Annotated in this window: 19 protein-coding genes; 7 read left to right on the top strand and 12 right to left on the bottom strand. The window is 63.3% G+C overall.

Going from position 1 to position 18760, the window contains the following annotated elements; genetic code table 11:
• Positions 1-64 precede the first annotated feature (64 nt).
• Positions 65-1273 carry an adenylate/guanylate cyclase domain-containing protein gene (locus ACCD05_RS24725; protein ID WP_413395984.1) on the top strand — a complete coding sequence of 403 codons (1209 nt, stop codon included), beginning with the start codon at positions 65-67 and terminating at the stop codon, positions 1271-1273.
• 9 nt (positions 1274-1282) lie between these two features.
• On the opposite strand, the gene ACCD05_RS24720 is transcribed toward ACCD05_RS24725, so the two are convergent.
• Complete coding sequence (locus tag ACCD05_RS24720; RefSeq protein WP_413395982.1) at positions 1283-1456, bottom strand: DUF1328 domain-containing protein; 174 nt, start codon at positions 1454-1456, stop codon at positions 1283-1285.
• 173 nt (positions 1457-1629) lie between these two features.
• Here ACCD05_RS24720 and ACCD05_RS24715 point away from each other — a divergent pair, with 173 nt between their 5' ends.
• The 3 genes from ACCD05_RS24715 to ACCD05_RS24705 are packed head-to-tail and all read left to right on the top strand — an operon-like array spanning position 1630 to position 2860.
• Positions 1630-1959 (top strand): ArsR/SmtB family transcription factor, encoded by a 330-nt coding sequence (locus tag ACCD05_RS24715; RefSeq protein WP_413396013.1) that lies wholly within the window; start codon positions 1630-1632, stop codon positions 1957-1959.
• Positions 1956-2426, top strand: a complete 471-nt coding sequence (locus ACCD05_RS24710; protein WP_413395980.1) for an SRPBCC family protein — start codon at positions 1956-1958, stop codon at positions 2424-2426. The genes ACCD05_RS24715 and ACCD05_RS24710 overlap by 4 nt, the downstream gene beginning before the upstream one ends.
• A gap of 20 nt (positions 2427-2446) precedes the next feature.
• Positions 2447-2860 (top strand): GFA family protein, encoded by a 414-nt coding sequence (locus tag ACCD05_RS24705; RefSeq protein ID WP_413395978.1) that lies wholly within the window; start codon positions 2447-2449, stop codon positions 2858-2860.
• A gap of 70 nt (positions 2861-2930) precedes the next feature.
• Here ACCD05_RS24705 and ACCD05_RS24700 read toward each other — a convergent pair whose 3' ends face one another.
• From ACCD05_RS24700 to ACCD05_RS24675, 6 genes are all read right to left on the bottom strand, one after another.
• Positions 2931-4358, bottom strand: coding sequence for a gamma-aminobutyraldehyde dehydrogenase (locus ACCD05_RS24700; protein WP_413395976.1), 1428 nt, complete (start codon positions 4356-4358; stop codon positions 2931-2933).
• Positions 4359-4410: 52 nt separating this feature from the next.
• Positions 4411-5226 carry an ABC transporter permease gene (locus ACCD05_RS24695; RefSeq protein ID WP_413395974.1) on the bottom strand — a complete coding sequence of 272 codons (816 nt, stop codon included), beginning with the start codon at positions 5224-5226 and terminating at the stop codon, positions 4411-4413.
• On the bottom strand, positions 5216-6184 hold the full coding sequence (locus tag ACCD05_RS24690) for an ABC transporter permease (RefSeq protein WP_413395972.1): 969 nt from the start codon (positions 6182-6184) through the stop codon (positions 5216-5218). The genes ACCD05_RS24695 and ACCD05_RS24690 overlap by 11 nt, the downstream gene beginning before the upstream one ends.
• Complete coding sequence (locus tag ACCD05_RS24685; RefSeq protein WP_413395970.1) at positions 6181-7167, bottom strand: ABC transporter ATP-binding protein; 987 nt, start codon at positions 7165-7167, stop codon at positions 6181-6183. Before ACCD05_RS24685 ends, ACCD05_RS24690 begins: the two co-directional genes overlap by 4 nt.
• A gap of 248 nt (positions 7168-7415) precedes the next feature.
• Positions 7416-8573 carry an ABC transporter substrate-binding protein gene (locus ACCD05_RS24680; protein ID WP_413395968.1) on the bottom strand — a complete coding sequence of 386 codons (1158 nt, stop codon included), beginning with the start codon at positions 8571-8573 and terminating at the stop codon, positions 7416-7418.
• Between the two features lie 141 nt (positions 8574-8714).
• Complete coding sequence (locus tag ACCD05_RS24675) at positions 8715-9623, bottom strand: LysR family transcriptional regulator (protein WP_018901998.1); 909 nt, start codon at positions 9621-9623, stop codon at positions 8715-8717.
• Positions 9624-9802: 179 nt separating this feature from the next.
• Between ACCD05_RS24675 and ACCD05_RS24670 the strand changes: the two genes are divergently transcribed.
• Complete coding sequence (locus tag ACCD05_RS24670) at positions 9803-10513, top strand: hypothetical protein (RefSeq protein WP_413395966.1); 711 nt, start codon at positions 9803-9805, stop codon at positions 10511-10513.
• A gap of 142 nt (positions 10514-10655) precedes the next feature.
• Here ACCD05_RS24670 and lysS read toward each other — a convergent pair whose 3' ends face one another.
• The 3 genes from lysS to ACCD05_RS24655 all read right to left on the bottom strand — a co-directional run bounded on the left by lysS (position 10656) and on the right by ACCD05_RS24655 (position 15835).
• Positions 10656-12152 (bottom strand): lysine--tRNA ligase, encoded by a 1497-nt coding sequence (lysS, locus tag ACCD05_RS24665; protein WP_111564940.1) that lies wholly within the window; start codon positions 12150-12152, stop codon positions 10656-10658.
• A 227-nt stretch (positions 12153-12379) separates the two neighbouring features.
• Complete coding sequence (gene gltX / locus ACCD05_RS24660) at positions 12380-13834, bottom strand: glutamate--tRNA ligase (protein ID WP_413395963.1); 1455 nt, start codon at positions 13832-13834, stop codon at positions 12380-12382.
• 231 nt (positions 13835-14065) lie between these two features.
• Positions 14066-15835 carry an SLC13 family permease gene (locus ACCD05_RS24655; RefSeq protein WP_018901994.1) on the bottom strand — a complete coding sequence of 590 codons (1770 nt, stop codon included), beginning with the start codon at positions 15833-15835 and terminating at the stop codon, positions 14066-14068.
• 199 nt (positions 15836-16034) lie between these two features.
• Between ACCD05_RS24655 and ACCD05_RS24650 the strand changes: the two genes are divergently transcribed.
• Positions 16035-16295, top strand: coding sequence for a hypothetical protein (locus tag ACCD05_RS24650; protein WP_413395961.1), 261 nt, complete (start codon positions 16035-16037; stop codon positions 16293-16295).
• A gap of 168 nt (positions 16296-16463) precedes the next feature.
• On the opposite strand, the gene ACCD05_RS24645 is transcribed toward ACCD05_RS24650, so the two are convergent.
• On the bottom strand, positions 16464-17222 hold the full coding sequence (locus ACCD05_RS24645) for a hypothetical protein (protein WP_413395960.1): 759 nt from the start codon (positions 17220-17222) through the stop codon (positions 16464-16466).
• Positions 17223-17375: 153 nt separating this feature from the next.
• Between ACCD05_RS24645 and ACCD05_RS24640 the strand changes: the two genes are divergently transcribed.
• The gene (locus ACCD05_RS24640; RefSeq protein ID WP_413395958.1) at positions 17376-17924 is read left to right on the top strand and encodes a glutathione peroxidase; all 549 of its coding nucleotides are present in this window, start codon (positions 17376-17378) and stop codon (positions 17922-17924) included.
• A gap of 5 nt (positions 17925-17929) precedes the next feature.
• Here the strand turns inward: ACCD05_RS24640 and ACCD05_RS24635 are convergent, their stop codons facing one another.
• Positions 17930-18760, bottom strand: coding sequence for a helix-turn-helix domain-containing protein (locus ACCD05_RS24635; RefSeq protein WP_413395956.1), 831 nt, complete (start codon positions 18758-18760; stop codon positions 17930-17932).

The following is an 18760-nucleotide window of genomic DNA, read 5'->3' as shown; positions in this document are numbered from 1 at the left end:
TAGAGCCGCTTGGCGATCTGGTGTAAGAGAAGTTTTCTTCACCTGGGGTTGTTTTGGGGGCTTCATGGGGTCGTTGTCGCGCGAGAGATTGGCGGCGCTTGCCGGTTGCGATGCGGAGCAGCTGGACGCCGTGGCGCGGCTTCAGATCATCGAGGCCGGGCCGGAGGGCTATGCGGCGAGCGATGTCAGCCGGCTGCGGTTGGTGCTGGCACTGAACGCCGCCGGCATCGCGCTGGAAACGCTCACCACCGGTCTCAGGCAACAGATCGTCTCGCTCGATTTCGCCAGCCAGCTGATGTTCGAGCCGGTCACCATGTCGGACAAGTCGCTTGCGGACGCGCTCGCCGATGCCTCGCTCGATCTCGGCCGCGTCAACGCGCTGCATTCCAGCGCCGGGCTTTCGCCGATGTCGCTGAAGCGGGCGCTGCGGGAGGATGATGAGGAGTTCATCCGGCTGATCACCGAATGCACCGGGCTCGGCGCTTCCGACGAGGGAATGCAGCGGGTGCTGAGGGTCTTCGGCCAATCGATGCGGCGCTGCGTGGATACGATGCGCGATCTCTTCCGCGCCGAGGTGGAGGCGCCGATGCTGGCCGCCGGCCTCAGCCATCGCGAGGTGCTCGCGGCGGGTGCGACCACCCGGCTTTCGCTGCAGCGCATCGGCATCCGCATGCTTTTCCTGCTGCAGCGGCGGATGCTTGAGGAGGCGGTGTTCGACAATGTGGTCGGGCGGCTGCAAGATGCCTTGCGCGGGCTGGGTGCCGAGGCCGAAAGCGATCAGGCGCTGCCGGCGGTGGCCTTCGCCGATCTCACCGGCTTCACGGCGCTGACGCGCGATATCGGCGATGGCAGGGCGGCCGAGAAGGCGGCGAGCTTCGAGGCGCTGGCGCAGCGTCTCGCCAACCTTGCCGGCGGGCGGATCGTCAAGCCGCTGGGCGATGGGGTGATGATGCTGTTTCCGGATGCGGAGGCGGCACTGAAGGCGTCGCTGTCGCTCGTCGCCGAGAGTGCTGCGCATCAGCTGCCGGAGGTGAGAGTGGGCGTTGCGACCGGTCAGGTGGTGCCGCGCGATGGCGACATTTTCGGCCACACGGTCAATCTGGCGGCGCGGATCGCTTCGGTCGCCGCACCTTCGCAGGTGCTCGTCTGCGGCGGCACGCATGATGCCGCCACAGACGAGAGTTCGGAGATGGATTTCGAGGCGCTGGAACCGGTATCGCTCAAGGGCGTCGCCGATCCCGTATCGCTGTTTTCGGTCAAGACCGGGCTATAGATTGGCTTCCTAGAATATTGCCTGGCCAGCCATCAGCGCGAGGATCAGGAAGATCACGAAGATGATCAGCGCGATACCGAAGAGAACGCGCGCGATCGTCGCCGTCGCCGCGGAAATCCCGGAAAAGCCGAAGAAGCCCGCGATCAGCGAAATCACGAAAAAGATAAGAGCCCATTTCAGCATGGAGGCGTTCCTTCTAGTTGGTCCGATAGAAGACGCGCCAGAGCGAAAAAGGTTCCATATCCAATGAGATAGCGGTGACGTTTTGCGACGTTGGGGGTTAGGCGACACGTCATGACCATCAATCCAAACCAATTAGTATTGACTAATTGATTAGTGATTGCTATTGAATGCATATGACAGAAGCCGAGACCATCACGACAGTCATGCGCGCGCTTGCCGACCCCACGCGGCGGGCGGTGTTCGAACGTATCGCCAATTCCGACGAGATCACCGTGGCGGAGCTCACCCGCAGCAGCAATGTGACCCAGGGCGCGATCTCGCAACATGTGAAGACCTTGAAACAGGCAGGCCTTGTCAGCGAGCGGCCGGAGGGCCGCAACGTCTATTATCGGGCGCAACCGGCCGGCCTGGAGCCGCTGGCGGATTGGATGAGCCACTATGGCGTTTTCTGGCGCGAGCGCTTTGCCGATCTGAGGGACCTCTTGAAGGAAATCGACCCATGACCGACCATGCCGACACGTCATCCATCGTCCTGGACGAGGTCTTTCCGCATAGGCGGGAGATCGTCTGGAAGGCGCTGACCTCAGGCGCGTTGATCGGGCGATGGCTGATGGAGCCCAAGGGGTTCGAGGCCGTTGTCGGCAATCGCTTCACATTCCAGACCAAGCCGGCCGACGAATGGGACGGCACCATCCGGTGCGAGGTGCTCGAGGTCGTGGAAGGGCAGCGGCTTTCCTATGCCTGGAGGGGCGGCCACGAGAGCAATCAGGGCTACGGCTCGAAGCTTGAGACGATCGTTACCTTCACCCTTGCCGAAGCGGAAGCGGGCACGCGGTTGCGCCTGGTGCATTCGGGCTTCGTGCTGCCGAAGAACGATGCCGCCTATCGCAACATGAGCGAGGGCTGGAAGAAGGTCGTCGAGCGCCTGGACACTGTTGTCGCGGAGGAGGCGTCGCAGACGCTGCATTAAAGTCAGAGGAGGAGAATGTCATGAACGCATCCTATACCGGCGGCTGCGCCTGCGGCGCCATGCGCTACGAGATCGCCGGCGAGCCCGTCGTCATGCTCGATTGCCAGTGCCGCCAATGCCAGCGCGACAGTGGCACCGGGCATCAATCGCACCTGACCTTCGTCGCCGCCGAGGTGACGCTGAAGGGAGAGGCATCGCAGTGGCAGAGCGTGGGCGATGGCGGTACGGTGAAGCGGCGCGCCTTCTGTCCGACCTGCGGCTCGCATGTCTATCTGACATTTCCCGACATGCCGGATGTGTTCATCGTCACGCCATCAAGCCTCGACGATCCCAGCCGCTACAAGCCGCAACTGGTGGCATGGACCGCCGCCGGCCACACCTGGGATCACCTCGATCCGGCCTTGCCGACATTCGCGGCCATGCCGCCGCGCTGACAATTCACCCTGTCTACGAAAACGCCGCCGCTGTTGCCAACGGCGGCGTTCTCGGTCTGCATGGCATGCGTCAGCCGTGGTTGATCATCACGTGGCGGACGGCGGTGTAGTCTTCCAGTGCGTAGACGGACATGTCCTTGCCGTAGCCCGATTGCTTCAGGCCGCCATGCGGCATCTCGTTGGTCAGCATGAAGTGGGTGTTGATCCAGGTGCAGCCATATTGCAGGCGGGCGGCGGTCTTCATGCCGCGGCTGATGTCCTTGGTCCAGACGGACGAGGCCAGGCCATAGTCGCTGTCGTTGGCCCAGGTGACGGCATCCTCGACATCGGTGAAGCGGGTGACGGAAACGACCGGGCCGAAGACCTCGCGGCGGACGATCTCGTCTTCCTGCGTGGCGCCGGCGATAACCGTCGGCGTGTAGAAGAAGCCCTTGTCGCCCGAGGTCTTGCCGCCTGTGGTGATCTCCATGTGCTTGTGCTCGCCGGCACGCGCCACGAAGCTCTCGACTCGGTCGCGCTGGCGCTTGGAGATCAGCGGACCGATCTCGTTTTCGGCGTCGTCGGCAAGGTTGAACTTGATCGAGGATACCGCGGAGGAGAGGTCGGCGACGAACTTGTCGTAGACCTTGGCGTCGGCATAGATGCGGCAGGCGGCAGTGCAGTCCTGACCGGCGTTGTAGTAGCCGAAGGTGCGGATGCCCGATACGACCGCGTCGATATCGGCGTCGTCGAAGACGATGACGGGGGCCTTGCCGCCGAGTTCCAGATGCGTGCGCTTAACTGTTTTGGCGGCTGCCTGCAGCACCTTCTTGCCGGTCGCGACATCGCCGGTGATCGATAGCATCGATATCTTCGAATGGTTGATCAGCGCGTTGCCGACGCTCTCGCCGCGGCCGAGGATGACGTTGACCACGCCTTCGGGCAGGATGTCGGAGAGGAGCTTCGCCATCTTCAGCGCCGTCAGCGGCGTTTGCTCGGAAGGCTTGAAGACGACGGTGTTGCCGCCGGCAATCGCCGGTGCCAGCTTCCAGGCCATCATCATCAGCGGATAGTTCCACGGCGCGATCGAGCCGACGATGCCGACGGCGTCGCGGCGGATCATCGAGGTGTGGCCGGGCAGATATTCACCGGCGACCGGGCCGTGCAGGTTGCGCACCGCGCCGGCGAAGAAGCGGTAGCAATCGACTATTGCCGGGATCTCGTCGTTCAGCACCGCGTTGATCGGCTTGCCGCAGTTCAACGCTTCCAGCGTCGCGAAGCCTTGGGCGTCCTTCTCGATCGCGTCGGCGATCTTCAGCAGATAGCCGGCGCGCTCGCCGGGTGTCGTCTGCGACCATGAAGAGAAGGCTTTCTCGGCGGCGTCGACGGCGGCGTCGATCTGGCCGAGCGATGCCTCGGCAAGGCTCAGCACCGTCTCGCCGGTCTTCGGGTTCAGGATGTTTTCTTCGATCTCGGTGCCCGCTTCGAAGCGGGATCCAATCAGCATCGCGGTGTCCATGATGTTCTCCCTTGTTATCGATGGGGCGGGATGGGGGTATCCCGCGCTCCGGTTATTTTCCAGCTCCGGCGACCTGATCGCCGTCGCGCGTGAGGTAGTAGGCTGCCAGGATCGGCAGGAAGGTGACGAGCACGACGACCATGGCGACCACGTTGGTGACCGGGCGCTGGCGCGGGCGGATCAGCTCTTCCAGCATCCAGATGGGCAGCGTCGATTGCTGGCCACCGGTGAAGGTGGTGACGATGACCTCGTCGAAGGAGAGCGCGAAGGCAAGCATGCCGCCGGCGAGAAGCGCCGTGCCGATGTTCGGCAGGATGACGTGGCGGAAGGTCTGGAAGCCATCGGCGCCGAGATCCATCGAGGCCTCGATCAGCGAGCCCTGGGTGCGGCGGAAGCGGGCGACGGCGTTGTTGTAGACCACCACGACGCAGAAGGTGGCGTGGCCGAGCACGATCGTCCAGACCGAAAAGGGAATGTCGAACAGGCTGAAGGCCGAGCGCAGCGCGATGCCGGTGATGATGCCAGGCAGCGCGATCGGCAGGATGACGAGCAGCGAGATCGCCTCGCGGCCGAAGAACTTCGTCTGGCTGACGGCGGCGGCGCAGAGCGTGCCGAGCACCAGCGCGATCGCGGTGGCGATGCAGGCGACCTGCACGGAGAGCCCAAGGGCGGCCCAGACATCCGGCCGGCTCCAGGCGATGCCGAACCACTGCAGCGTCAACCCCGGCGGTGGCCACTGATAGCTCTTTTCCTCCGTCGTGAAGGCGTAGACGAAGATCAGCAGGATCGGCAGGTGCAGGAAGAGCAGCCCGCCGGCGGCGGCGATCTTGAGCGCGATCGGCGCGCGTTGGCCACGGTCAGAGCGCATCGAAGGCTCCCTGTTTCTTGGCCAGCCACAGATAGACGGCCATGATGACGATGGGGACGACGGAGAAGGCGGCGGCGAGCGGCACGTTGCCGGCCGTTCCCTGTTGCGCATAGACCGCCTGGCCGATGAAAAGGCGCGAGGAGCCGATGATCTGCGGGATGATGTAATCGCCGAGCGTCAGCGAGAAGGTGAAGATCGATCCGGCGACGATGCCGGGCAAAGCCAACGGAAAGAGCACGGTGCGGAAGGTCTGGCCGGGTGTGGCGCCGAGATCCGACGAGGCCTCGATCAGGTTGCCCTGCACGCGCTCAAGCGCTGCCTGCGTCGGCAGGATCATGTAGGGCAGCCAGACATAGACGAAGACGAGGAAGGTGCCGATATAGCTCACCGACAGCGAATTGCCGCCGATGACGGGCAGAGAAAGCACGCCATCGAGCAGCCAGGCCAAATGCAGCTTGGCGAAGAACCAGGTGAGGATGCCTTCCTTGGCGAGGATCAGCTTCCAGGCGTAGATCTTGACCAGATAGCTCGACCAGAGCGGCAGCATGACGCCGAGATAGAAGAGCGCCTTCCATTTGCCCCTGGCGTAGCGGGCGGCGTAATAGGCGATCGGGAAGGCGACGACGGCCGAGGCGAGCGTCACCAGCGCCGCCATCAGCACCGTTCTGACGATGATGTCGAAATTGGTCGGCGACAGCAGCTGCGCATAGGTCGCCAGCGTGAATTCGTAGTTCACCAGGCCGGAGAAATCGTCGATCGAAAAGAAGCTCTGCAGCAGAAGTGCCAGGAGCGAGCCGATATAGATGATGCCGAGCCAGAGCAGCGGCGGCGTCAGCATCAGGAAGAGCAGCAGCTTGGGGCGGCGCCAGAACATGTCCGAAAGCCGGCCGAAGAAGCCGCCGCGTCCGGGCAGGATCGAGGTCGCCGTCTCCTCGTGGGTGAGCGCGATCGCGGTCATGCGGCGTCGTCCATGTAGTGCACGTCGATCGGCTGCCACGACAGGCGGACATCGGCGCCGACTTCGGGCACGGCAGCACCTGCAGGCAGCATGACATGCAGGCGCGTGCCTCTGGCGGCGACGGTGAGGCGCGTGGCGGCGCCGAGGAAGCTGGCATTCTCGACACGGGATTCGACGCCGTCGCCGGTGAGGCGGATCGCTTCGGGGCGCAGGCTCGCCCAGCGTTTCTCGCCGCCGAGCGCGGTCATCAGCTCGGGAGCGATCACATTCGAGGAGCCGACGAAATCGGCGACGAAGCGGGTTTTCGGGCGGTTGTAGATATCCTGCGGCGTGCCCTCCTGCACGATGCCGCCATCGTTGAAGACGGCGACGCGGTCGGCCATGGAGAGTGCTTCGCCCTGGTCGTGGGTGACAAAGACAAAGGTGATCCCCAGCGCCCGCTGCAGGCCCTTCAGCTCCTCCTGCATCTGCTCGCGCAGCTTCAGGTCCAGCGCGCCGAGCGGCTCGTCGAGCAGCAGCACGCGCGGCTTGTTGACCAGCGCCCGGGCGAGCGCCACGCGCTGCCGCTGGCCGCCGGAGAGTTGTCCGGGTTTGCGCGCGCCGTAGCCGGGGAGTTTCACCAGGTCCAGCGCCTGTTCGGCAGCTTTCGTACGCTCCATCTTGCCGACGCCCTTGACCATCAGCCCGTAGGCGACGTTGTCGAGGATGTTCAGGTGCGGGAAGAGCGCGTAGTCCTGGAAGACGGTGTTGACGTTGCGCCTGTATGGCGGCACGCCCTCGGCGGTCTCGCCGAAAATCTCGATATGCCCCGCTGTCGGCTGCTCGAAGCCGGCGATCAGGCGCAGGCATGTGGTCTTGCCCGAACCCGACGGCCCCAGCATGGCGAAGAACTCGCCCGGCGCGATCTCGAGATCGACGCCATCGACGGCGCGAACGGAGCCGAAATGGCGGGAGACCTTCTGGAAACGGACGGCGGGTGTCATTTGGGGGGGGGCTCCTCGGGATTTTTCATGTTGTCGTCGGGAGGGTGTGCCGTGTGGCTTACCCCCCCTCTGTCCTGCCGGACATCTCCCCCACAAGGGGGGAGATTGGCTGGGCGCATCCACCCGCTCCACACTCACCGTTTGGCAAGGCGCCCGCTCCGGGTCGATCTCCCCCCTTGTGGGGGAGATGCCCGGCAGGGCAGAGGGGGGTAAACCCGGGCGCTGAGGCCAAGGCCTGCGGTCAGCTGTTACCGCCCGCCAATCACGCCAATATAATCCGACACCCAGCGGTGATAGGGCACGCACTCGCCCTGTTCGCACTTGGCGGTTGGCGTGCGCCAGAACTTGATCTTGTCGAAGTGATCATAGCCGTTGGTGGCGCAACCGGTGTCGGTCATCAGTTCGTTGCCCTTGCAGGCTGATGGAACAGAGGGGACGGCGCCGAACCAGGCGGCGGCGTCGCCCTGGACCTTGGCGGACAGCGAATGCTCCATCCACATATAGGCGCAGTTCGGGTGCTCGCTGTCGGCATGCAGCATGGTCGTATCAGCCCAGCCGGTGACGCCTTCCTCGGGGAAGGTGGAGGCGATCTTCTGCTTGTCTGCCTGCATCAGGTTGACCTGGAAGGGCCAGGAGCCGGAGGCGACGACGCCTTCGTTCTTGAAGTCGTCGATCTGGATCATCGCGTCGTGCCAGTAGCGCGAGACGAGCTTGCGCTGGCCGCGCAGAAGGTCGAGGGCGGCCTTGTACTGGTCTTCGTTGAGCTCGTAGGGGTTCTTGATGTTGAGCTCCGGCTTGTGGGCCATGAGATAGAGGGCGGCATCGGCGATGTAGATCGGGCCGTCATAGGCCTGGACGCGGCCCTTGTTGGACTTGCCGTCGGGAAGCGTCTCTTCCTCGAAGACCACCTTCCAGCTCTTCGGCGCCTCGCCCTTGAAGGCGTCGGTGTTATACATCAGGACGTTCGGTCCCCAGAGATAGGGAACGCCGTAATGCACGCCGCCAACTGTGTACCAGGGCGCATCCTGCAGGCGCTTGTCGACGTTCTTGAAGCTCGGGATGAGATCGGTGTTGATCGGCTGGACGCGCTTGCCTGCCACGAGGCGGAGCGAGGCGTCGCCCGAGGCGGTGACGAGGTCGAAGCCGCCTTCGTTCATCAGCGACACCATTTCATCGGAGGTGGCGGCGGTCTTGACCGAGACCTTGCAGCCGGTTTCCTTCTCGAAGCCGGTGACCCAGTCGTAATTCTTGTCGCTTTCGCCGCGCTCGATATAGCCGGCCCAGGCGACGATGCTGACGGCGCCTTCGCCCTTGCCCAGCGTCTTCAGCGGCTCGGCCGCCACCACCTGCGTCACGAAGCTCAGGGTCGCAAGCGCAGCCGTGCACGATTTCAGAAGATATTTCATCTGATGTCTCCCGGTTTTGGTGCCACTTCGTGGCGTTTTGTTCCCGGCAGAAAAGGTGACGCGAAAAAGCCGCTTTCGCAAATTCATTTATCAGAATGGCGATATCGGAATTTCCGATAGGTACGCTGTGTGCGCTAAGTTTTAGCGCGGTCGTCCTGAGCGCATGGCCTCGGCGATCCCGACAAAATCCCTTGCGGCCTGCGGTAGGCTGGAACCCTTGCGCCAGACCATGCCGACCTGAACGACCGGAAGCGAGCCGGAGACGTCGCGGCTTTCGATGCGGTCGCCTTCCAGCGACCATGGGCGGTAGACGAGATCGGGGAGCAGCGCGACACCCGCGCCGGTCGCGACCAGACTGCGCACGGCTTCGACGGAGCGGGTGCGGAAGGCGACGTGCGGGCGGGCGCCCAGTGCGGAGAGGAGCTTGCCGGTGTTCTCCTCGATTTCGTCGACGGTCAGCATGATCAGCGGCTCGCGGGCGATGTCGGCGATCGAAATAATGTCGGCGGAGACAAGCGGATGGCCCATGGGGAGCCAGAGGCGATAGGGCGAGGTCTCCAGGATCTCGGCCTGCAATGCCATGCGGTCGCGCAGATTGGAGATGACCATGACCGCGACATCGAGCTCGCCGCCGACAAGCAGATGTTCGAGATAGCCGCCATTGTCCTCTATCGCCGAGACCTCGACGCCGGGGCAGGCGCGGCGGTAGCGGGCGAGCAGGTCGGAGAGCACGTAGCCGGCGACCAGCGAGGTGACGCCGATGTTGAGCGTACCCGAGGGCTGGTTGCTGGTGCCTGAGAAGCTGGCGCGGGCATCGGAAACGCTGGCCAGGATCTTGGTGGCGTGGCGCAGGAACTGGTGGCCGTTATGGGTGATCGTCAGCCCGCGCGGATGGCGGTCGAAGAGCTCGACGCCGAGGTCGGTCTCAAGTTCCTTCAGTGCTTCCGTAACCGAGGATTGCGAGATCGACAGGTTCTGCGCGGCCCGCGTGATCGAGCCCTGCTCGGCCACTGCAATGAAGTATTGAATCTGGCGAAGCGTGAAGGCCATGGCATGTTAGAGCATAGCGCCGGAGGCCATTGCAAGCGTGCACCATGCTGGACCTTTTTTGGGATAAGTCTCTGAATGGCACAAACTTCTTGCCGCTATTTAAGTATTCCGAAACGTCATTTCTCTAGCGTCCACACCAGTTTATTGCGTTGGAGTGACTTGATGGCGGAGCAGTTGGCGTGAAGGCCTTACTGCGCATCTTCCGGCCTTCCCGGAAATTGGTGCTGATCATCGTCGGAATTGCCCTTCTCGGGGGCGTTTCCGGCGGCGCAGCGCTGTATATCGGCAAGGACACCCTGCTCGGTCCTCCCGCGGAGACCGTGAACGGTGCCGCGTGCACCGACGTCAATCTCGTCACCATCAAGAAGCAGAAGCGGGTCTGGATCCGCAAATACATCAAGACCGAGCCGACCGACGGCATGACCCGCGTCAAGACGGCGCTTAGGGTAGCAAAAGCTGTCTACGAGGCGCAGAAGCCGGATCTCGTGCAGGTCGTGGTTCTCGATGCCAATGGACCGACGCTGCGCTCCGATATCCGCGGCCGCGCCATCGGCGCCGACGTCGTCTATATCCCGCATCCCGATCCTGTTATCGAAAGCATCGAGGGCAACAAGACCTACACCGCCCGCTACTACGACGGCACGGCGGCGGCCAACGGCCTGTTCTTCGGCGAGCGCGTCGACCTGCCAGAGGACGAGATCACCACGCTCAACGCATCCTTCAAGGACGTGTCCGACTGTATCGACCCGATCGCGGTTGCCGCGACCGAAGGCGGAGAGGGCAAGCCGGCTGCCAAGGGCGAGGGCGCGAAGTCGGCCGAGGGAGGACACGGCGCTGCACCGGCCGAAGGTGAGGCAGCCCCGGCGGCGGCGCCTTCAGGCGGACATTGATTGATTGGTTGGTCGGCGGGGTTTTCCCGTCTGACAACGGCGAACAACGCGTCGGCTCGACGGCATCTCGTTAGCGGAACACAAACAAAAAAAGGCGGCCAACCCTTTCGGGTTGCCGCCTTTTGCATGTCCGTAACCGGCCTTAGTCAGCCTTGGCCTTGCGGGCAGGGAAGAGGATGACGTCGCGGATCGAAGGGGCGTTGGTCAAGAGCATGGTCAGGCGGTCGACGCCGATGCCGAGGCCACCTGCGGGCGGCATGCCCTGGTCGATGGCGTCGAGGAATTCGTCGTCCAGCTGCTTGTCCTTCTCGCCGCGGGCATGGGCCTGCTCGAGCTGCTCGACCATGCGGCGGCGCTGTTCTTCCGGATCGTTCAATTCGGAGAAGGCGTTGCCCAGCTCCCAGGCGTTGCAATAGGTCTCGAAGCGCTCGACGAGGCGCGGCTCGCCCGGCACTTCCTTGGCGAAGGGCGAGATGTCCTTCGGGAAGTGGGTGACGTGGCTCGGCTGGATTAGCGTGCCCTCGACCTTCTCCTCGAAGATGAAGGCGAGGCATTCGCCCCAGGTCCAGTCCTTCTCGACCTCGAAACCGGCGGCCTTGGCGGCAGTGCGGGCTTCCTCGTCGGTCTTCATGGCGAGGAAGTCGATACCGGTCGCTTCCTTGACGGCGTCAGGCATGGGGACGCGCTTGAACGGGCCCTTGAAGGAGATCTGCTTGTCGCCGAAGGGGAATTCCGTCGTGCCGTGCACCTGCAGCGCCAGCTTTTCGAACAGGCGCTCGACGAGGTCCATGATGTCCTCGTAATCGGCATAGGCCCAGTAGCACTCCATCATGGTGAACTCGGGATTGTGCCGGGTGGAGACGCCCTCGTTGCGGAAGTTGCGGTTGATCTCGAAGACCTTGTCGGTGAGGCCCGACACCAGCGTGCGCTTCAGGAAGAGTTCCGGCGCGATGCGCAGGTACATGTCCTGCTTCAGCGTGTTGTGGTGCGTCTTGAACGGATCGGCCGTTGCGCCGCCATAGACGGAGTGCAGCATCGGCGTCTCGACTTCCATGAAGCCGTCGTCTTCCATGAAGCGGCGGATGCCGGAGAGGATCTTCGAGCGCTGCTGGAAGCGAAGCTTGGATTCGTCGTTGCTCATGATGTCGAGGTGGCGCTTGCGGTAGCGGATCTCGATATCAGCGATGCCGTTCCACTTCTCCGGCATGGGGAGAAGCGACTTGGTGAGCATGGTGATCTCTTGCGCGTTGATCGACAGCTCACCGCGCTTGGTGCGGCGCACGGTGCCGGTCACGCCGATGATGTCGCCGATGTCGATCATGGCGAGCATCTCGCGGGCAGCCTCGGGCGTCACGTCCTTGTGGCTGAAGATCTGGATCTTGCCGCCGGCGTCATGGATATCCATGAACATGCCGGAATTGCGTGAGGAATAGACGCGGCCGGCGACGGTGACGACGTCAGTCGTCTCGATGTCGGATTCCAGATCCTTGTACTTCTCGGCCAGCTCGGCATTGGTGATGGTGCGGTGGAAATGCGCCGGATAGACGTCGCCGATCTTTTCGCGCAGCAGCTTCAGCTTCTGGGCGCGAACCTCAGTCGCGTCGGAGGAGAGGGTGGCGGTTTCGGTCTTGTCGGTCATCTTGTCGGCCTTTTTCGGGCTGTGTTCGTTGCGGTTACCCCCCTCTGTCCTGCCGGACATCTCCCCCACAAGGGGGGAGATTGGCTGGGCTCACCCGATCGCCTACGCTCATTGTTTGGCGTAGACCGGACCGCTGGTCGATCTCCCCACTTGTGGGGGAGATGCCCGGCAGGGCAGAGGGGGGTACTTCAGAATGCCGACGTTAACGCCGGCACTTTCTTGTCAAATTACTTCGGTCCCACCAGCGAGGCGACGGCCTGGGCGGCCAGTTTCAGGCGCTGGCGGACGACCGAGCGGCCGAGGATGGCCATTGAGTCAAACAGCGGCAGCGAGCGCGACGAGCCGGAGACGGCGACGAAGAGCGGCGCGACGATGACCTTGAGCTTCTTGCCCATGCGGTCGCCGATGGCGCGCAGTTCGGCTTCGATGGATTCGACGTTCCACTCGAGGATCTTTTCCAGATCCGGCTGCACGGTGTTGAGGATCTCGAGGATCTCTTCCGGCGGCGACTTGATCTTGGCGAAGGCGGACGGATCAAGGTTGAGGTCCGACTTCAGGAGGAAGCCCATCAGCTCCGGCAGTTCGCCGAGCTTGGAGATGCGCGACTGCGACAGCGCCATGCCGGCCTTCAGGCGATCGTTTTCCATCGCCCAGGTGAGAACGCGGCTCTGGAACTCTTCTTCCGACATCTTCTCGCGGATCCACCGGCCGTTCAGCCAGTCGAGCTTCTGGATGTCGAAGATGGCGCCGGCCTTGGAGAGGTTTTCCGGGTCGAACTTGCCGGCCAGTTCCTCGATGTCGAGTAGTTCCTCGCCTTCGGCGATCTGCACGAAGAACAGGCCGAGGAAGTTCATAAGCGCTTCCGGGATATAGCCGAGCGCGGAGTAATAAGAGATCGAGGTCGGGTTCTTGCGCTTCGAGAGCTTCGACTTGTCGGCATTTCTCATCAGCGAGAGATGCATGAACACCGGCTGGTCCCACTCGAAATAGCGATAGAGCAGGATGTGCTTGGGCACCGATGCCAGCCACTCCTCGCCGCGGGCGACGTGGGTGATCTTCATCAGATGGTCGTCGATGACGTTTGCCATGTGATAGGTCGGCATGCCGTCGCCCTTGATCAGGACCTGCATGTCGACCGAATCCCACGGGATCGAGACATCGCCGTAGACGCCGTCGGTGAAGTCGCAGGAGCCCTCGGTCGGGATCTTCATGCGGATGACGGAGCTTTCGCCCGATGCGAGCTTCGCGGAGACTTCCTCGGCGGAATACTTCAGGCAGAGACCGTCATACTTCGGCGGCTTGCCGGAGGCGCGCTGGGCCTCGCGCATTTCGGTCAGGCGCTCGGGCGTGCAGAAGCAGCGGAAGGCATGGCCCTTGTCCAGCAGCTCCTGGGCGTAGGGCTGGTACATGTCCTTGCGGTCGGACTGGCGATAGGGACCGTAGGGGCCGCCGATATCGGGGCCTTCCGACCATTCCAGGCCGCACCACTTCAGCGCGTCGAGCACCTTGGTCTCGAATTCGGGCGTCGAGCGGGTGGCATCGGTGTCTTCGATACGCAGGATGAACTCGCCGCCGTGCTTCTTGGCGAAGAGATAGTTGAAGAGTGCGATGTATGCGGTGCCGACATGCGGCTCGCCGGTTGGCGAGGGAGCAATGCGGACGCGGACGCCGGAAGCTGTCATTTTATGTGCCCGTCAAATAAATGCCGGACGGCTTTCTGAGGGAAAGCAACGCTCGGCCTGAAGAATGCAGATAACTGGATCAGGAAACCGGCCGGAAAAGGGCATTTCGCCCGCTTGCCCGGCCAATTGTCCGTTTGGCTGGCTTTAAGGCCATATTCGGCTGCACACGTCAAGGAAAATGCCGCCCGCGCCGTCGGTTGCGCCAGTCCGGCACGCCACTCAGGTGACGTCTTAGGTAACCGGCCAGACCCAGAGCAGCAGCGGCACGCTGACGAGGATGATCAGGAAGGAGAGCGGCAGGCCGAGGCGGGGGTAATCGCTGAAGCGATAGCCGCCGGGGCCGAAGACCAGCGTGTTGCACTGGTGGCCGATCGGGGTCAGGAAATCGCAGCCGGCACCGATCGCGACCGCCATCAGGAAGGCGTCGGGCTTGTAGCCGAGCGTCTGGGCGAAGCTTGCGGCAATGGGCGCCATGACGAGCACGGTGGCGGCGTTGTTTAGGAATGGCGTGACCGCCATGGCGGTGATCAGGATCAGCGCCAGCGCGCCGTAATGCGGCATCTGCGCTGCGAGATGGCCGAGCCAGCCGGCGATCAGCTCGCTTCCGCCGGTGGTCCTCAATGTGTCGGAGACCGGGATCAGCGTCGCGAGCATGATCAGGATCGGGGCGTCGAGCGCCTTGTAGACATCGACCAGCGGGATGACGCGGAAGACGACCATGGCAAGTGCTGCGCAGAAGAAGGACGTCGCGACGGGCACGACGCCGGTGGCAGTGGCGGCCATGGCGGCGAGCAGGATCAAAAGCGGCAGATAGGCGCGGCGCGAGGTGCCGAGCATGATGTCGCGCTGAGCGAGCGGCAGACAGGCGAATTCCTGCAGGAACGCGGGCAAGTTGCGGCGGTTGCCCTGCAGCACCAGCACGTCGCCGGCGCGCAGGCGAACTTCGCTCAGGCGCTCGTTCAGCCGGTGGCCCTTGCGGGAGACGGCGAGCAGGTTGACGCTGCGGCGGTTCGACAGCGACAGCTGCCGCGCCGACCAGCCGACCAGCTGCGATTCCGACGCAACGATCGCCTCGATCGAGATGAGGTCGTTGCGCTCGGCGGGATCGGCGATCGGCTTGCCGGAGAGTTTCAGCTTGGCGTTGGAGACGATGCGGTCGAGCGCGTCTGGGCTTCCCTCGAGCAGCAGCGTGTCGCCGTTTCTGAGTTCCACATCGGGGAAGGGCGAGAGGCGGGTGTGGCCGCGCAGGATCGCGGTCGCCACGGCGTCGCCATCGCCGAGCTTGATGAGATCGCTGAGCGGCTTGCCCTCGACGGTCGATTCCTCCGCCACCGTGGCTTCGGAGAAGTAGGCCTTGGCGTCGAGCGCTTCTTCGAGCGAGGGGTTTTCGTTCTTTCGCTCAGGGACCAGCCAGTGGAAGAAGATCAGGAAGACGACGCCAACCAGCGCCAGCGTGGCGCCGACGGGGGTGAAGTCGAACATGGTGAAAGGCGTGCCGGTGATCTCGCCGCGCAGGCGCGAGACGACGATATTGGGCGAGGTGCCGATCTGCGTCATCAACCCGCCGAGCAGGGCCGCGAAGCTCATCGGCATCAGATAGAGCGAGGGCGACTTGCCGCTCTTGCGGGCGAACTGGAAGGCGACCGGGATCATGATCGCCAGCGCGCCGATGTTCTTGATGAAGGCCGAGAGGACGGCGACGACGATAAGCAGCAGCGCGAGCTGGGTGTGCAGCGTATCGAGATTGGGGAAGAAGCGCTTGATCGCGGTATCGACAATGCCCGAGCGGGCGACGCCGGCGCTGACGACGAGCGCGCTGCCGACGATGATGACGATATCGTCGCTGAAGCCGGAGAAGGCCTTGTCGAAGGGCACGAGGCCGACGGCGATTGCCAGCACCAGCGCGCAGCAGGCGACGAGATCGTAGCGAAAGCGGTCCCAGATGAAGACCGCCATCATCAGGCCAATGACGCCGAAGGCGAGAATCTGCTGTGTTGTCATGCGTTTCCGGGAATAGAGATCGGAAGCCGGGAGATTTCCCGACCTTCGCGGATAACTGTGCCGCGCGCGATGTACTTCAATGGCTTAGGGCGTGCAAAATTCGTGAGGGCATGCGGCGCCTGGGGTAGTTCGCATTGAGATTTCGGTCGCGGCCGGTATATGGACGCTGATGGGCGGATCGTATCGCCGAGGAGTGAGCATGGGTAACGAGACGCGCAAGGGCGCTGCGGGCAGCAAGCGTCCGGATGAAAAGGCGCCCGATACGCTCGCGCTCCTGAAAGCGATCGCGGACAGCCCGCGGCGCGATAACTCCAGCTATCACGACGCGATGGCGCAGGCGCGCCAGGCATTCGAGGCGGCGGAAGCGGCAATCGGCGGTCCCGTCAGGGTCAAGACCAAGATCAAGACCAAGCGCAACGGCGACTATGTCGTGAAGTGGACCTTCAAGCCGGCTAAGTAATCAGGCCGAGCCGGGCGTGAAGCCGAAATAATAGACCATGGCCATGACCACAGCGACGGTGAAGATGATGGCGACGAACCGCGTCATGCCGCGGCGGGCTTTCTTTTCTGTGCTCTTCATACGGACCAAACCGATCAAGCAGCGATATGGTTCCGCATTTGGTTGTGGTCAGCGCTGAAGTTCGGCCAGCGCGCGGCGCAACGGCAGGTCGGAAATCTGGATGAGACCGCTGAAGGGGATGTCCATGTCGAGCACCAGATAGATCGAGGCCGAGATCAGGAAGGCAGCGATGACGAACATCGAGACGACGATGATGTTCTTCGGCGCGCGGTAGCCGAAGCTCGCGAAAATCAGGACCAGCCATGTCGCCAGCATGGCGATCAGCGGCCTCGGGATGACGCCTTCGGATTGCTCGACGAGGACCCAGCGCTGCTCGACGATCCGCTGGTATTGCTGGCGGGCATTGTTCAAGAGCGCGATATGGCCGGGATCATCAGGGGTGAGCAGCGCCAGGCTGTTTCCGACCTCGTTCAATGCGAACTCGGCGGCGGGGTCGCCCTTGACCAGGGGGTCGCTGGATGGGGGCACGTTGCCGAGCGCAATCTCCACGTAGGTGGAAAGTCGCCGCTTGGTCTCGTTGGCTTCCAGCCCGTAGGTTCGAAGCGTCTGGTCGAAGAGAATGATCTCGGTGGCGAAGCTGTGGACGTTGCTGTCGATGCCTTCGAAGGTGTTCTTCGCCGAGTTGATCATCAGACTGAAGACCAGCGAGGTCATGACCACGAAGATATTGGCCACCAGTCGCACGACGGCATTGGTCTCTTCCTGTCGGTGGTGGCTCGGCAGCCTGTGATAGCTGAGCATGGTGCCGATCGAAGCCACGATCAGGCAGGCGCAGATAGAGGCAGCCAAAAACACTTCCCGAGACATCCCGATCATCCCCGCCCGATCCCCCAGATGGCGCCCGCGCCCTTCCCCTCAAAATTAGATGGTTTGGGCGATTTTGCCAGCGGGCGATTTTCCGCGCTGGACAAACCTGCGTGCGGGTATAGCTTCCGCGGCGGTATTTCATATTGGAGATTGATGATGACCGATGTTTTGAGCGTGCCGATAAAGCTTGCCGATGGGCGCGAGACCACATTGAATGAATACAAGGGCAAGGTTGTGCTTGTCGTCAACGTCGCCTCGAAATGCGGGCTGACAGCACAGTATGAAGGGCTGGAGAAGCTCTACGAGGACAAGCGCGAACGCGGCTTGGTCATCGCCGCCTTTCCGGCCAACAACTTCAAGGGCCAGGAGCCGGGCACCGATGCGGAGATCGTCGAGTTCTGCACGCTGACCTATGACGTCAAGTTCCCGATCTTCTCGAAGATCTCGGTGAAGGGCGACGATCAGCATCCGCTTTACAAGCTGCTGACGGGACTGGACCTGCCGAGCACGGGCGAAGGGCCGATGCGCGAAAAGCTGAGCGGCTTTGGTCTTGCCGTCGAGGGCGACACCGGCGTTCTCTGGAATTTCGAGAAGTTCCTGATCGGCCGCGACGGCAAGGTCGTCGCCCGCTTCGCGCCCGATGTGACCGCCGACGACCAGCGGCTGGTGCAGGCGATCGACAAGGAACTGGCAGCCGGCTGATCGGTTCAGGCGCGACGGTGCCGGCGGCGAAATTCGCTCGGCGAGCACCGTTCGCGATCCTGGAACAGCCGTGAGAAATAAAAGGCGTCGTCGAGGCCGATCGCGCGCGAGATCGCCTCGATCGCAAGGTCCGACGTCGTCAGCAGCTGCTTGGCATGATCGATGCGCAGGCGCAGCTGGAAGGCCTTGGGCGAGAGCCCGGTCGCGGCCGCGAAACGGCGGCGCAGCGTCGCCGGCGACAGGCCGAATTCAGACGCGAGTGCCGTCATGTCGACCGGCTCGAATGCCCGGCTCTCCAGCGCTTCCACTACCTTTTCGATCGTCGCATCCGCCTTGGCACTCGCTGTCGCGCGTGATGCCTGGCGGGCGGCTTCGACGACGATCCGATGAAGCGTCGCGGCCGATGCGGCGAGGCCGAGCGGATTGTCTTCGGCGAACTCATCCTGCAGCGTGGTGAAGAGGTGTCGCATCTCGCGCGGGTTTTCGAGCGACACCATCGGCGCTGTCTCGTCGATCAGGCGCTGGCGGAGCCATTCGTCGGCGAGGGTGCCTGAAAACAACGCCCAGCGCTCGTCCCAGCTTTCGCCCGGATCGGGCCCATAGCCGTGCGCCGTCCCGACAGGGAGCCAGAAGAGCGCCGGGCCCGATATCTCGATCGTTCCCGCCTTGTCGCAGTGCAACCATCCATGCCCGCGCTCCACCATCACGACGGCATGCGTCGGCAATCGACGGTTCTTCAGCCGACTGGTGACGCGCTGGCGGCCGAAGCCTGTGACGGCCAGGCTCGCGGCGCCTGATGGAGGCGAGCGATAGAGCGCGATTGTGGCGTCATTCAT

The organism is Rhizobium sp. Rhizsp42, from assembly GCF_047304155.1.
Taxonomy (GTDB): Bacteria; Pseudomonadota; Alphaproteobacteria; order Rhizobiales; family Rhizobiaceae; genus Rhizobium.
This window is presented reverse-complemented; position numbering and strand designations above follow the sequence as displayed.

Bases quoted from the DNA above. Each gene is read 5' to 3' on its own strand.
- ACCD05_RS24725 (WP_413395984.1), top strand. From the start codon at position 65: ATGGGGTCGTTGTCGCGCGAGAGATTGGCGGCGCTTGCCGGTTGCGAT.
- ACCD05_RS24720 (WP_413395982.1), bottom strand. From the start codon at position 1,456: ATGCTGAAATGGGCTCTTATCTTTTTCGTGATTTCGCTGATCGCGGGC.
- ACCD05_RS24715 (WP_413396013.1), top strand. From the start codon at position 1,630: ATGACAGAAGCCGAGACCATCACGACAGTCATGCGCGCGCTTGCCGAC.
- ACCD05_RS24710 (WP_413395980.1), top strand. From the start codon at position 1,956: ATGACCGACCATGCCGACACGTCATCCATCGTCCTGGACGAGGTCTTT.
- ACCD05_RS24705 (WP_413395978.1), top strand. From the start codon at position 2,447: ATGAACGCATCCTATACCGGCGGCTGCGCCTGCGGCGCCATGCGCTAC.
- ACCD05_RS24700 (WP_413395976.1), bottom strand. From the start codon at position 4,358: ATGGACACCGCGATGCTGATTGGATCCCGCTTCGAAGCGGGCACCGAG.
- ACCD05_RS24695 (WP_413395974.1), bottom strand. From the start codon at position 5,226: ATGCGCTCTGACCGTGGCCAACGCGCGCCGATCGCGCTCAAGATCGCC.
- ACCD05_RS24690 (WP_413395972.1), bottom strand. From the start codon at position 6,184: ATGACCGCGATCGCGCTCACCCACGAGGAGACGGCGACCTCGATCCTG.
- ACCD05_RS24685 (WP_413395970.1), bottom strand. From the start codon at position 7,167: ATGACACCCGCCGTCCGTTTCCAGAAGGTCTCCCGCCATTTCGGCTCC.
- ACCD05_RS24680 (WP_413395968.1), bottom strand. From the start codon at position 8,573: ATGAAATATCTTCTGAAATCGTGCACGGCTGCGCTTGCGACCCTGAGC.
- ACCD05_RS24675 (WP_018901998.1), bottom strand. From the start codon at position 9,623: ATGGCCTTCACGCTTCGCCAGATTCAATACTTCATTGCAGTGGCCGAG.
- lysS (WP_111564940.1), bottom strand. From the start codon at position 12,152: ATGACCGACAAGACCGAAACCGCCACCCTCTCCTCCGACGCGACTGAG.
- gltX (WP_413395963.1), bottom strand. From the start codon at position 13,834: ATGACAGCTTCCGGCGTCCGCGTCCGCATTGCTCCCTCGCCAACCGGC.
- ACCD05_RS24655 (WP_018901994.1), bottom strand. From the start codon at position 15,835: ATGACAACACAGCAGATTCTCGCCTTCGGCGTCATTGGCCTGATGATG.
- ACCD05_RS24650 (WP_413395961.1), top strand. From the start codon at position 16,035: ATGGGTAACGAGACGCGCAAGGGCGCTGCGGGCAGCAAGCGTCCGGAT.
- ACCD05_RS24645 (WP_413395960.1), bottom strand. From the start codon at position 17,222: ATGTCTCGGGAAGTGTTTTTGGCTGCCTCTATCTGCGCCTGCCTGATC.
- ACCD05_RS24640 (WP_413395958.1), top strand. From the start codon at position 17,376: ATGATGACCGATGTTTTGAGCGTGCCGATAAAGCTTGCCGATGGGCGC.
- ACCD05_RS24635 (WP_413395956.1), bottom strand. From the start codon at position 18,760: ATGAATGACGCCACAATCGCGCTCTATCGCTCGCCTCCATCAGGCGCC.